The 12,931-nt window shown below is 46.2% G+C and carries 13 protein-coding genes; 7 read left to right on the forward strand and 6 right to left on the reverse strand.

Annotated features, from left to right (window positions below):
- Positions 1-208 precede the first annotated feature (208 nt).
- The gene (locus RKD52_RS17070) at positions 209-1,114 is read right to left on the reverse strand and encodes a fumarylacetoacetate hydrolase family protein (protein WP_454100647.1); all 906 of its coding nucleotides are present in this window, start codon (positions 1,112-1,114) and stop codon (positions 209-211) included.
- A 312-nt stretch (positions 1,115-1,426) separates the two neighbouring features.
- Between RKD52_RS17070 and RKD52_RS17075 the strand changes: the two genes are divergently transcribed.
- Positions 1,427-1,594: an aspartyl-phosphate phosphatase Spo0E family protein gene (locus tag RKD52_RS17075; protein ID WP_081414267.1), complete on the forward strand. Its 168-nt coding sequence runs from the start codon at positions 1,427-1,429 to the stop codon at positions 1,592-1,594.
- Here the strand turns inward: RKD52_RS17075 and RKD52_RS17080 are convergent.
- Together RKD52_RS17080 and RKD52_RS17085 are read right to left on the reverse strand one after the other, a co-directional pair.
- On the reverse strand, positions 1,591-2,745 hold the full coding sequence (locus RKD52_RS17080; protein ID WP_454100648.1) for a DUF418 domain-containing protein: 1,155 nt from the start codon (positions 2,743-2,745) through the stop codon (positions 1,591-1,593). The two genes, RKD52_RS17075 and RKD52_RS17080, sit on opposite strands and share 4 nt — an antisense overlap.
- A 741-nt stretch (positions 2,746-3,486) precedes the next feature.
- Entirely contained in the window at positions 3,487-5,610 is a 2,124-nt protein-coding gene (locus RKD52_RS17085) for a DNA topoisomerase 3 (RefSeq protein ID WP_454100649.1), read from the reverse strand.
- A 261-nt stretch (positions 5,611-5,871) separates the two neighbouring features.
- On the opposite strand from RKD52_RS17085, the gene RKD52_RS17090 reads away from it, so the two are divergent.
- The 6 genes from RKD52_RS17090 to RKD52_RS17115 all read left to right on the forward strand — a co-directional run bounded on the left by RKD52_RS17090 (position 5,872) and on the right by RKD52_RS17115 (position 7,853).
- Positions 5,872-6,093 carry a spore germination protein gene (locus RKD52_RS17090; protein WP_454100650.1) on the forward strand — a complete coding sequence of 74 codons (222 nt, stop codon included), beginning with the start codon at positions 5,872-5,874 and terminating at the stop codon, positions 6,091-6,093.
- 13 nt (positions 6,094-6,106) lie between these two features.
- The gene (locus tag RKD52_RS17095) at positions 6,107-6,319 is read left to right on the forward strand and encodes a spore germination protein GerPB (protein ID WP_369732151.1); all 213 of its coding nucleotides are present in this window, start codon (positions 6,107-6,109) and stop codon (positions 6,317-6,319) included.
- Positions 6,320-6,407: 88 nt separating this feature from the next.
- On the forward strand, positions 6,408-7,031 hold the full coding sequence (gerPC, locus tag RKD52_RS17100; protein WP_454100651.1) for a spore germination protein GerPC: 624 nt from the start codon (positions 6,408-6,410) through the stop codon (positions 7,029-7,031).
- Complete coding sequence (locus RKD52_RS17105) at positions 7,028-7,204, forward strand: hypothetical protein (RefSeq protein WP_029283783.1); 177 nt, start codon at positions 7,028-7,030, stop codon at positions 7,202-7,204. Before gerPC ends, RKD52_RS17105 begins: the two co-directional genes overlap by 4 nt.
- Positions 7,201-7,590, forward strand: coding sequence for a spore germination protein GerPE (locus RKD52_RS17110; protein WP_454100652.1), 390 nt, complete (start codon positions 7,201-7,203; stop codon positions 7,588-7,590). Before RKD52_RS17105 ends, RKD52_RS17110 begins: the two co-directional genes overlap by 4 nt.
- A gap of 44 nt (positions 7,591-7,634) precedes the next feature.
- Positions 7,635-7,853 (forward strand): spore germination protein, encoded by a 219-nt coding sequence (locus tag RKD52_RS17115; RefSeq protein ID WP_029283778.1) that lies wholly within the window; start codon positions 7,635-7,637, stop codon positions 7,851-7,853.
- A 180-nt stretch (positions 7,854-8,033) separates the two neighbouring features.
- On the opposite strand, the gene RKD52_RS17120 is transcribed toward RKD52_RS17115, so the two are convergent.
- From RKD52_RS17120 to RKD52_RS17130, 3 genes are read right to left on the reverse strand one after another with little or no spacing between them, the layout of a single operon-like run.
- Entirely contained in the window at positions 8,034-8,336 is a 303-nt protein-coding gene (locus tag RKD52_RS17120; RefSeq protein WP_454100653.1) for an HNH endonuclease, read from the reverse strand.
- Positions 8,337-8,352: 16 nt separating this feature from the next.
- Positions 8,353-11,697: an SbcC/MukB-like Walker B domain-containing protein gene (locus RKD52_RS17125; protein WP_454100654.1), complete on the reverse strand. Its 3,345-nt coding sequence runs from the start codon at positions 11,695-11,697 to the stop codon at positions 8,353-8,355.
- Positions 11,694-12,875, reverse strand: coding sequence for an exonuclease SbcCD subunit D (locus tag RKD52_RS17130; protein ID WP_454100655.1), 1,182 nt, complete (start codon positions 12,873-12,875; stop codon positions 11,694-11,696). Before RKD52_RS17130 ends, RKD52_RS17125 begins: the two co-directional genes overlap by 4 nt.
- Positions 12,876-12,931 lie beyond the last annotated feature (56 nt).

The raw sequence follows: 12,931 nt of genomic DNA on the forward strand, positions 1-12,931 counted from the left end.
CGCAAGCGCCTTGGTCAGATCCGATAGGCAGATAAGAATCCGTCAAAAAAGTCCGGTTTTGACTTTTTTGACGGATTTGTTCTGACAGAGGATCTAGGGGCTGGAGCTGGACGAGGATAACTTTGTAATGTTATCCACAGCCTTTTAACTTTATAATTTCCTATACAAGAGCAAAGAAGCACACCGGTTTCGGTGTGCTTCTTTCTATTTATTCAGCAATCGTGTTGCTTAACGTTCCGATGCCTTCAATTGATATTTCAACAGTATCTCCCGGGCTTAAATATTTTGGCGGCTTAAACCCTTTCCCTACTCCAGCAGGTGTTCCTGTTGCAATGATATCACCGGGCTCAAGCGTCGTGCCCTGTGAAATGGTCGAGATCACATTTTCAATGGAGAAGATCATGTCTTTCGTATGACCGTCCTGTCTGACTTCCCCATTTACTTTTGTAACAAGAGAAAGTGCGTATGGATCAGGAACCGCAGATTTATGTACGATATACGGTCCCATCGGGCAGGACGTATCCAGGCTTTTTCCAAGAAGAAACTGCTTATGCCTTGACTGAAGATCCCTTGCCGTAATGTCATTTAACACCGTATAACCGTATACGTAATCCATCGCCTCAGCTTCCGGGATCTGTTTTCCCTTTTTCCCGATAATGACCGCAAGCTCACCCTCGTAATCCAGCTCACTTGTCAGATGGAGGTGAGGGTCTATCTTCTGTCCATGGCCCGTTACGGCTGTCGGGGCTTTTGAAAAAAGCATCACATGTTCCGGAATATCCGCTTCGCTTCCAAGCTCAATCGCATGTTCCCGGTAATTTTTGCCCACGCAGAATATGTTCTTCCGCGGAGAAGCAATAGGAGGAAGCCATGTTACATCAGACAGAGAATATAAAAAGGATTCTGTCTCATCCGCCTTTTTCACATACATCTGCAGTTGTTTCAGGTGATTGAAAAACTTCTCCCCCATTTCAATGCATTCAATCATTGACTGCGGGGCTGATTCCATATCAAACCATTTTTTCTCTGCCCTTTGAATATCAAGAATCCTGTTTTCCTCCATAATCAGTCCGATGAAGGTCCTTCCGCCAATCTGAGCTGTTGCAAGTTTCATTGTTACCCCCCGTTATCTCTTTAATCTAAACTGCCTGATAATGTATCTTATTCGATAAAGAATGACACATTTCCTCTAAAAAACCGCCTGTCTGTACGGCAGCATTTTTCTTTGGCATAAGACCAATGAAAAAACAGATCGAAACCTATCCCGCTTTGTAGAAACCTGTAATGTTTTTTGTTATTTTAGCGAAATCAAACCATTTTGTACAACCCTGTGTATAATAAGTGTAACCCGCGTGAAAGAAGACTTTCCAGGGAATCCATTTCATAGAAAACCATCCTATTAAACCATGAAAGTTGGAGAAAAATCATGGCAGTGAATGAAATTGAAGTGCACAGACAAAAGCTTTTTGAAGCAGCAAAAGAACATGGAATGAATTCTTCTGAAACGGTGCGCCGCAGCCAGGAGCTCGACCAGCTGATCTTAGAACAAATCAAGCGGCAGATGGAAGGTGAACTGCAGACGGCAGTAAACTAAGCTCTGCTGAACAAGTAAATCCACTTCCGCAAAAGCCATTCTGCCGGACCAAACCGAAATGTTCTAAACCAATAATAGCTGACAATAAGCTGCACCGAATAGAGGACCACTGCGATCATGACGCCTTCGCCTGCTGAAATGTTTCCGTACAACCCAAAACCATAGGAATAAAAAAGAAGTGTACAGACCAATGACTGCATCAGATAATTGCTTAAAGACGCCCGTCCCGCTGCCTTAACCGCGCCGAGCTTGAAAGAATAGTTATTCAGCAGCAGCAGGATCACCGAAACATAAAACAGGGTCAGTGCCGGACCCCCTAATGACAGCTGCAGATGCTGAGTAAGCAAATTCTCCTCCCAATAAAAGGGTGCACCTTTTAACAAAACTGCGGCAGTTCCTGTTATCAGTGCCGTCCGTTTCCATTCAGACGACAGATCCTTATGGAACCAGCCACGCTTATAGGCGGCAGCACCAAGCATGAAAAGCGGTAAAATGGATATCACAAGAAAAAATGCATTCTCAAAGTTATTTACATACAGCCAGTCTGTCACTCTCTGCTGAGTAATGTCAAAAAAGCTACCTGTCTGGTACGTCTCAGCTGACTGCTGAACAGCTTCCTCCGATTTATAGTAACTGAGCATCTCCGGATCCGCTGCATATGCCGCAATAAGAGCAAAAGAAATCAGCACATTCGGAAGCAGCAGGATGAAAAGCCCCCACTTAATGAGCCCCCTGGAATTCCACTTTATAAATAACAGAAATAAAAACCCAATCAAGGCGTAGTTTGTCAGAATGTCCCCATGCCAGATCAAAAAAGCATGCAGAAGGCCAATAATCAACAGCCCAATCAGCCTTCTTGAGAAATACACATTGAACGAATGCCCCTTTTTCAATGCCCTCTCATAAAAAATCACTGTTCCCGCTCCAAATAAAAATGAGAACAGCGGATAAAAGCTTGCCTGAGCAAAAAACGAAATCAGCTGCTCAACAATCCGGTCAGACCCGCTGCCGCTCACAAGGCTTGTCTCATAAAGAGCAGGCTCATAAAAAGACTTCATATTCACAAGCAGGATGCCAAGCAGCGAAAAGCCTCTCAGAATATCAAGCGTATGCAGCCTGTCCTTCTCAGGGACTGCTGTAAGTGGATCCATTTTGATTTCCCTCCTTTTTTTCATACGATCAATTTTCTGGTTTTTATGGTCTTGGGGTGCGAATCCGCTTTTTTAGTGCCCTCAATTTCCTACTTTCAGGTTTTGAGGGTACTGTTCTGCGTTTTTAGTGCCCTCAAGCTCCGATTTACAGCATTTGAGGTCACCATTCTGCGTTTTTAGTGCCCTCAATTTCCTACTTTCAGGTTTTGAGGGTACTGTTCTCGCTCTTTCGTACCCTCAAGCTCCGATTTCCAGCATTTGAGGGCACCATTCTTCGTTTTTAGTGCCCTCAATTTCCTACTTTCAGGTTTTGAGGGTACTGTTCTGCGTTTTTAGTGCCCTCAAGCTCCGATTTACAGGTTTTGAGGGTTCTATTCTGCGTTTTTAGTGCCCTCAATTTCCGACTTTCAGGTTTTGAGGGTACTGTTCTCGCTCTTTCGTACCCTCAAGCTCCGATTTACAGCATTTGAGGGCACCATTCTGCGTTTTTAGTGCCCCCAATTTCCGACTTTTGATTTTTGAGGGTTCTAATCTGCGTTTTTAGTGCCCTCAAGCTCCGATTTACAGGTTTTGAGGGCACCACTCCCGCTCTCCAGTGCCCTCAAGCTCCGTTTTCCAGGTTTTGAGGGCACCACTCCCCTGCTCTCCACTACCCCCAAGCCCAGTCTCCAAGGGTTTAAGGGTACGGTTGTTCCGCTATTCACCGCCCTTGATTACCGAAGAACATGCGGTGCAGTCAGATTAGTCAAACGAAAACTCAATCTTCCCGTCCTTCAGGACAAGACTTGCATCAAAAGGCTTTTTGCCTTTGAAGCCTTTCAGCTTGTTTGTTTTTCCTTTTTGGCACAGTGTTTTAATCTGTGAGGCGGATATGGATTTTCCAAGCAGTTTTTTCGGAAAGGTCTGCTTGCATCCGCTTTTGTATTCTGTGCAGCCGTAGAACGTTTTTCGGTCCATGATGCTGCCCTTTAGACAGGCCGGGCAGGCGCAGATTGCAGCCCGGGTTTCCTGCTGGGGCGGAATGTCGACCTCAAGTTTTTCCATACTTTCCCCTGCCTGACTGATCAGGGTGTAGCAGAATTTTTTAGCCGTTTCGATAAAGACTTCTTTGGACTTTTCGCCGCTTCCGATTCCTTTTAGGTAGACTTCCCATTTTGCTGTCATTTCAGGCTTGGAGAGCAGAGTGCCGTCAACCGCTTCACAAAGAACTTCCCCTTTCGGCGTGACAAACACTTCATTTTTCTTCACTTCAATAAACTTCCTCATAAGAAGCGTATCAATAATTCCGGAGCGCGTTGCTTCTGTCCCGAGACCTTCTGTGCTGTTCAGCGCTTCTCTCATCTCTTTGTCTTCCACATGCTTGCCGGCTGTTTTCATGAGCGTGATCAGCTGTCCCTGGGTGTACGGTTTAGGTGGCTGTGTCATGCCGTCCTTCACACCGATTTCCGCTTTGGCAGGCTCGCCCGCCGCCACTTTTGGAAGCATTTGAAGATCTGCTTTTTCTTCCGGGCTGTCAGTCTCTCTTTGGTAAAGCGTCTTCCAGCCGGGTTTTTTCATCGTTCTTCCCTTGCTGATAAAATCGTTTTTTCCGATGGACGTCAGGATGGTTGTTTCATCATAGACGTAATCCTCCATAAACATGCCGAGAGCTGTTTTGATGACTTCTTCGTATACAGCTTTTTGTTCACCGCTGAAGGAATTGTAAGCAGCTTGCGTGACTCTTTTTTCAGTAGGCACGATAGCATAGTGATCGCTCACTCGTTTGGCATCCACAAACCGTTTTGAAGGCGACAGTCTTGCAGGGGTAAACGAGAGGGACAGGGTTTCCTGATACTGGCCGATTCTTGCCTTAATGTAACTGAATTCTTCCTCTGTAATAAACTGTGAGTCTGTTCTCGGATACGAAATATACCCTTTTTCATAAAGAGACTGTGCTGTTTTCAGAACCCCGCTTGGGCTCATTTTTCTCTGTTTATTCAATTTCGCCTGAAGGGTTGATAAGCTGTGAAGCTTTGGCGGCGGTACTCTTTTCTCCGCTGTATCTGCACTTTTCACTGTCGCTTCATACAGCGTTTTTCCCTTTACAATGTCAGGACCAACAGCAGAAAACAATTCTTCCTGGCTTTTAAAGCGGCCCTTCAGCTTTCCAGTATAGTTTCCTGCGGCCACTTCAAAAGCAGCCTGAAGCTCGAAGAAAGGTTCAGGCTTAAAGTTTTCAATCTCCTTTTGCCTGTCATAAATCAGTTTCAGAACCGGAGTCTGTACTCTTCCCACACTGAAGACATCCCTTATCCCTTTCTTCTGAAGGTGAAGGGTATAAAGTCTGCTCGCATTTAAGCCTACAAGCCAGTCGGAGATCTGTCTCGCCTGCGCTTCGTGATAAAGATGAATGGTTTTGCTTCCGTCGTAAAGCTCTGTGAATCCTTTCATGATGGCGTTTTCTGTTAACGAACTTGTCCAAAGACGCTTCACGCTCTTTTTTTCTGCACCGGCCATCATGATCAGAAGTCTTGCAATATTTTCCCCTTCACGGGCAGGATCAGTGCCGATGATAATTTCATCTGCTTCCTTTAATAACTCTTTGACAATCTTAAACTGCTTCGCTTTTCCTTTACTGACTTTATATGAAAAATGATCGGGAATAATCGGCAGTGTTTCAAACCGCCATTTTTTCCATTCGTCTTTATATTCATCAGGGTTTTTAAGTTCGACCAGATGGCCGATTGCCCACGTAACCTTTGCCCCGTCCGGAAAGACCGGGCATGGTTTAATCTCTAAATATCCCTCTTTTTTCACAGAAGGAAAAGGGGCTGCAAGCTTGCGGCCCTGATCTGGTTTTTCAGCTAGAATGACCACTTGGGACATGTTTGCATGGACCTCATTTCATTTAAGAAACAATGAATCTGCTTCTCTTGTATTCTTATCCAGTATGGATCATTTTGCTCTAAAAAGAAATAGCTTCAGCTTCAGTGAGAGCTGGCAAAACGTCTTTTTCTTGATGGAAAAAGGGTGAAAAATTACTTTTCGCGCTGCAGGAAAAATTCCGCTTTTATCACAAGTCTGCCTATCTTTCATACGATATGTTACAGGTGCCTTACTGCCTGAATGAAGCAAAGGATGTTGAATATGCCAGCCATTGTGGGAGCATTTAAAGTAAATGCCGTCGGAACTAGCAGCATTGTTCATGTCGGGGATGTTATTACCATCTCACCTTACAGCGAGGTCAAAACCTTTGCAGGGGCAGGATCGTTTAATACAGGTGACGGACTGAACATCTACAATCAAAACAGTGTAACGAACGCATACGATAACGACACTGTTGACCAGCCGATTGTCGGCAATGCATAAACGGGGTGAAAAAATGAATTTTTACATTAACCAGACCATTCAAATTAATTTTTTGAAAGTGGATGCCGTCAGCAATTCTTCCGTCCTGCAGATCGGAAGCGCAGGCATCATCAAGCCTCTTGCAAATCTTTATAACACCGGGGCTTTCACAACGCCTGCTCCTCCTGCAATCAGTCCGGGCGGCTCTCAGTCAGAAGGCCCGTTTGTCCCGCTTGCACCGAGTTAATTTCAATAGGCATTCACCCAAATTGGCAGCGTGCATATAATAGCCCATAATCGTTTTGCACGTGATCCATAGAAACGGGGTGAGTGAATTGTACTATGACCAGTCGATGATGCAGTGCATTCAGCATTTGTATGGAATGGTTCAGGCTCAAGATCAGAAGATTCAAAAACTTGAAGCCGCTGTTTCCGCTATGATGGAAGAAATAGAAGAACTAAAAAAACGCCCCAGTACTACAATTGAAAAGATTGAATATAAATTTGACCAGTTAAAAGTGGAGACGCTTGAAGGGACGCTGAATATCGGGCTGAATCCAACCGTTCCTGACCAGATTGAACAGTTTGACGTGGAACAGAACGGTCTGCAGGTAAACAACCAGACCACAAATCCAAAGCGCGAGGAAGAAATCTTTGAGGCCGTTCAGTCAAATCTGCTTGTCTTCTTAACAGAAGACATTGCCAAATACATTGAAACGCTTGCTGAACAGAATAACTACCAGCTTGATGACGCACATAAAGAATTCATTATTGAAGACATCCGCAAACAAATTGACAGCCGGATCAAATTCTATTTAAAACAGGGAGGATACAGCGAGTCTGTTCCTGCCGAAAAGCAGATAGAAGAAATTACGGCTAAAGTAAAACAGGAAGTGGAACGGTCAATCACTTACTTTATCCAGGCCCTGCCCCAAGAAGGAGCTGAAAGCGAAACATGAAATTCACGGTTGTAAACAAGGACATTTCAGTTGGTGCCATCAGAGTAACGGCTGTTGCGAGTTCAAGCGTCTTTCTCATCGGAGATGCAAACTGCATCACCATGTCATCGGTTTTTGATACGCCGCCTGAATCACTGATCATCGGTCCGTTTGTACCGCTTGCCCCTGCATGATCCAGAATCGCTTATCCATCGTCAATGCGGCGTACATTGATTCGGTGGGGATCAGTTCGGTTTTTCAAGTCGGCGACAGCGTTGATATTATCCCGCGTGTAAAAGTTTATGCCGTTCAGAGGGAAGAAGAAATTGAACTCGGAAATGAAGGGGACCTGAGGCAGTATAATATCTATTCAGAAAACCTCCCCCGTCCGCTCATATATGAAAATGTTCAGACTGCATTTTTTCATGAATGTCCGGTCATCCGTGTCGGTGCTGTAAAAGTTACCTCTATATCCTCTTCCGGTGTTGTCCATTTCGGGTCAACCAATACGATTGACGGCGAATCAAGAGTGAAGCATATCAGACAATTACGGAACAGGAATGAACGTTCCGATTCATAATGCATAGACTGAAAGTATGACAGAAAGACAAAGGGTGTTCGTTCATGCCAGCAATCATCGGTCCGATCTGCATTAACTCTGTCGGCGGCGGTGTCGTAAACTTTGGTGATTCCTTTTATCTGTCTCCAAAAAGCTCATCAAAGACAGCTTCCGGTTCCGGCGGCGGAAATACAGGCGACTTTATCATAGTCAACAACATCGTAAGTGCAACCAACTCGCTAGACCCAGATGTGAATGATCAGAATATTGTGGCTAATAATTAGAAAAGCGGAATCAGCCGTTTAGCTCCGACAGACAGAAAAGAAATCACCGGAAAAGTCCGGGTTTGACTTTTTCGGGGATTTTGTTCTGACAGAAGGACTAGGAGGCGCAGCTAGACACCAGAAAAGCGGAATCACCTTTCCACACAAAAAAGACGTGCCAACTCTCCGGCACGTCTTTTTTCATTTCCGTTTCTTCCGCTCGTTTGATTTTCTTGTTCTGACAAGCTTTGTGGACGGCTGCTTGCGTATCCATTTGATGAAGCTTGCAATTTTCGGATCGCTTCTTAAATCCTGAATGGTATTCAGCCTTACAGCAAGTTCGTCATTTGTATAGAGGGCATGGATCTGTTTATGGCAAGGAATGCAGAGCATCGCGGTCGGCATGAAGGTTCCGCCCATTTCCTTCGGGGTTAAATGGTGTTCTGTTGTTTCAACGTCCTGCCTTTTGCACAGCTCGCATGTTCCAAGTTGTTTCTTTACCATTTTCAACCTATCCTCTCTACATCACTTCAAGCTGGACCGATGTGCCGCTTCCTGTCGGCTCTGCAGGTGTTACGACCAGCTTTCTCGGAAGTCTTGCACGAAGCTCCTGCACATGGCTGATGACTCCGACTGAAAGGTTGTCGGACTGCAGTTTTTCAAGAGCCGTGATAACTGTATCAAGCAAATCTGCATCAAGCGTCCCGAACCCTTCATCAAGGAAAAAGAACTGAAGCGGGTATTCCCCCCGCAGCTGAATTTGAGATGAGAGGGAAAGCGCCAGTGCCAAAGAGGTCAGGAACGTTTCTCCGCCTGAAAGGCTTGAAACGGGACGCCTTACTCCTCCGTTTGCATCATCACGCATGACAAATCCGCCGGATGAATCCACCTCAATGGCATAGCGCTGTCTTGTAAGCTGCCCGAGCCGCTCAGAAGCATCCTCGCTCACAAGGTGAAGCTGTTCTTCTGCCAGGAATTCAACAAACGCGTTTCCTTTAAATACAGTCTGCAGCTTTTCAAGTCTTGCTGCAAGCTCTTCAAGCTCAAGACGTTTTTGTTCCAGTTCCATGTATCTTTCGTGCTTATCCTTCAGGATATGAAGAGCTTTTGCGGCAGCTCCGCGGGCTTCTGAAGCAGTATCTGCCAACTGTTTCGTTTCTGCTTTCAGCTCTTTAATGGACTCCCATTCTTCAGAGCTTACTGAGCGGTTTTTCCGTTTCGCTTCCACACGTTTAAAGTCTGCCATGACTTGTTTCTTTTTATCCTGATAGACGTCAAACTCTTCCTTCAGATTTTGTTTGACGGCTTGTGGCATAAAAGCAGCGGCAGCCTCAGAAGCATCTTTGAAAGGTGTCTTCTGTTTGATCTGCTCCCATTTTTCAGCTGCTTCGCGCAGTCTTGCTTCTGCCTGCTCGAACGTTTTTTCCGCTGCCGCGCTGCTGCTTTCCGCTTTTTGCAGAGCCTCCATCGCTTCCTGAAAGGATTTGTAGAGGCTTTGTTCCTTTGCAGAAAGTTCTTTTAGCATCATTTCGTTTTCCTGAAGCTGAAGGGAGAGGTCTTTCTCTCCTGTTTCTTTTTCAATCCGTTTTTGTTTTTCAGCCGCAGTTTGCCTCATGCTTGTCAGATAGGCTGTCAGCTCTGCGCGGCTAATGCTCAGCTGCTGGCATTCTCTCTCAAGCTGCTTGATCTCTTTCTCTTTTTCTTCAATAAAATCAATGCTCTTTGCAACTCTGGTTTTCAGCTCTTCAAATTGTTCATCTTTCTCCCGGATCAGCCGCTGCTCTTCTGCTGCCTGGTCAGCTGTAAGGTCACCAAACGCTTCTGTCCACTTTTCAAGTGCAGCATTGTGTTCCTTTTCTGCCTGTTGCCGTTTTTCTGCTGCTTCCTGATGCTCAGAAACAAGGGTGCCATGCGTAAACTCAAGCTGGCGAAGAGCTTCATTTTGCTTCCTTACGGATGAGTCAAGCTTTGTATACTGCTCTTTCATTTGAAGAAAATCCTGAGTTAATGATTTTGATTCTGTTAACACATCCATTTCATCATTCCTGTCTTTAACATCAGTTAAGACAGAGGATAAAAACGAATAGGATGAGACCATTTCTTTTGAGAGGTCTTCCCACTTTTCTTTTGCATTCTCCAATTGCAGCGTCAGAAGCGCATCTTGGCCTGCCTGCTTTTCAAGCATTTCAAGATTTGATCCATCTGAAGATTCCAACGCCTTGAAGTCAGCCGGCGCAGGGTGATGAACAGATCCGCATACAGGGCACGGCTCATCAGCGGTGAGGCTTTTTGCAAGCATTTCTGCCATGTTTCTCTGAACATTTTTCTTTTCCTGCTGGAGCAGCTGTTTTCTCGTCTCTGCAAGTTTTTTGTGCTGGTTCAGCACTTCGCAGCTTGCATGATAGCCCCATTGCACATTGTCATAGAGAGCTTTTAAGCTGCCTTCAGCTTCTTGAATTTTCCCCTTTGCCTGCTTCAGTATTTCATCAGATTGACCGATCTTCTGCTTCTTTTGCTCTGCTTTATTCTTCCATTCATCAAGGATCGACTCGGCATTTGCAAGGAACATTCTTTGTTCTGACGCAGCCCGTATTCGTTCTCTCTCTTTGCTTGTTACTGTATTTTTCTCCATCTGCTCTTTTAAAAGGTTTTGCTTTTGAACAGCTTTTTTCAAAAGCTCATTTGCCCGTGCAGCAGTTTCCTCTTTTTCAGAGAGTTCTGTTGTCAGGCGATTGTGCTGCGCTGCCTTTTCTTCAAGCAGGCGGTTTTCATGTTTCAGTTCTTCTTCCAGAGCAAGCAGCTGCAGGAGCTGTTCTTTTCTTGAAGCAAGCGCCGGCTCATCCTCTGCTTTTTTCTTCCGTATCTGTTCATAGGCCGCTGCCGCCGCAGCATAGGATTGCTTTTGTCTTTGCCATTCTTGTGCAGACTCTTCCTTTATTCTGCTGCTGAGTTCTTTTTCCCGCTCAGCCGTTTGCAGTGCTTCGGCGTATGGTTTTGCCAAATCCGCTTTTTCTGCGCGGTCAAGTTTTGCTGCCAGCTGTTCGATGTCCGCTTTCCGCTTTTCAAGCTCTGCAAGTTCCTTTTCATAGCTTTCCTGTTCAAGCTGAAGTGCCCGGACTTCCTCAAGCTCTTGATGCTGCCTGACTGTTTCTTCATATTCCTTCTGCCTTTTTTCTAAAAGAAGATTTACGCCTTTCAGCTCTTCTTCCGCCAGTTTAACGGCTTCCTCTGAAGCATCTCCAAGACCTGCCTGTTCGGCTGAAATCTCGTTCTGCTCTCCCCTGGCATCCATCAGCCGTTTTCTGACCTTTTTGACAAGCTCTTCCCCGTATTGCTCCAAGTGGAAAAGCCGCTGCAGCATCTGTCTTCTTTCAGCTCCCTTGAGAGATAAAAATTCTGCAAACTTGCCCTGCGGAAGCACGACTGCCCTTGTGAAATCATCAATGGTCAAGCCTAAAAGAGCATGTACTTTTTCATTCACTTCCGCCGCTTTATCCGCAAGGACCGCTGTTTCCTCGCCATGCTCAAGAATTCTGCACAGCGCGGTTTTCACCCGGTGCTCATCTGTCCGCTTAAACATCCTTTCAACCGAATACCGTTTCAGGCTTTCTGCATTTTCAAGTTCAAATGTAAACGAGACATGAACGGTATCCTCGGCATGATTGATGATTCCGTGAGTGTTGTTTGCCGCCCGCTCCACTTTTCCGTACAGAGCGAGTGTCATGGCGTCAAGAATCGAGGATTTCCCGCTTCCGGTCGGGCCGAATATGCCGAATACGCCGCCTTCGCAGAGAGAACTGAAATCTACGGTCTGTTTTTCTCTGAAGCTGTGAAGCCCCGAGATGGTAAGTGCGATTGGCTTCATCCTCTGTCCTCCTCCTCTTTCGTCTCATCATGAACCATATCAAGGAAAAGCTTCATCGTTTCCCCGTCCGGCTGAGCTCCACCGGTCTGTTTTTCATAAAACCTCGTAAAAAGCTCGTCAATGGGCAGGTTCGCCCTGCTTTCACGGATTTCTTCGTTCATGTTCTTTTCAAAAACCGGACGAATATGGACAAAGCCGGGATGTGATTTTCTCAACCTGTGGATTTCCTCAAGAGAAAGTGTATCCTTCAGGTGCACCTCAAGGTCAATCCAGGCAAGCCTGTCCTTCCCTTCATCCAGCCACTGATGAACCTGATGCAGGCCTTCCCGGGCTCTCCATTTCACAAGGGGCTTTCCGCTTGAGAGCAGAATCTCGGATACCTGTGCCTGTCCTCCAGGATCTGCCTCCACCATCGTGACGGATTTCGCATAGCCAGATTCAGAAAAACTGTAGGCAAGCGGCGAGCCGGAATATCTGGCTACAGAGCTCGCCCGCTTCAGCGTTTGAGGACGGTGGAGGTGGCCTAGCGCCGTATACTGAGCAAGTTCCGGAAGGCTTGAGGCAGCGACCGTATATGCCCCTCCTACTTCAATCGGCCTTTCTGAGTCGGTCGAGCTCCCGCCTGCGACATAGATGTGGCTCATCGAAAGATTCACTGTGTCTTTTCTGAACTTTCCCGCCATCACGGCAAACAAATCTCTGATCCGCTCGTCATATGAGTTGCGGAGCAGTATTTCATCGTGGGTGTCTGAAAGAACCTCTTTAAGCCTTGCCTCAGAAGGATAGGCAAGAGCAGCCATGGCCATCGTCTGGCCGGCAGACGGCACATCAATTGTCAGTACATCCGCTGTCGGGTAGCCAACCAAGTAAATCCCCTGGGTATCTGCAAGGGGCGAAGCAGCCTGAACCCGTTCCGGATTGTCATGATTCCCTGCAATCACAACGACAGGCCGGTTTCCCTTGTCCGAAAGTCTTGAGATGCTCTCATAAAACAGCTGTTCAGCCGCTGCGGGCGGATTAACTGTGTCAAATACGTCTCCGGCCATGATAATGGCATCCGCTTTTTCATCCGCGGCGATCAGGGAGAGCTCATCTAAAAACTGGGCCTGCTCTTCAAGCCGGCTCCTTCCTTCAAGCGTCCTTCCAAGATGCCAGTCTGCTGTGTGCAGAATTCTCATAAGCTTCTCTCCTTTAAAAAAGCTCAAGCTGCGCCAAGAGGCGCACCCTGAGCTTG

Source organism: Metabacillus sp. SLBN-84 (genome assembly GCF_053629595.1).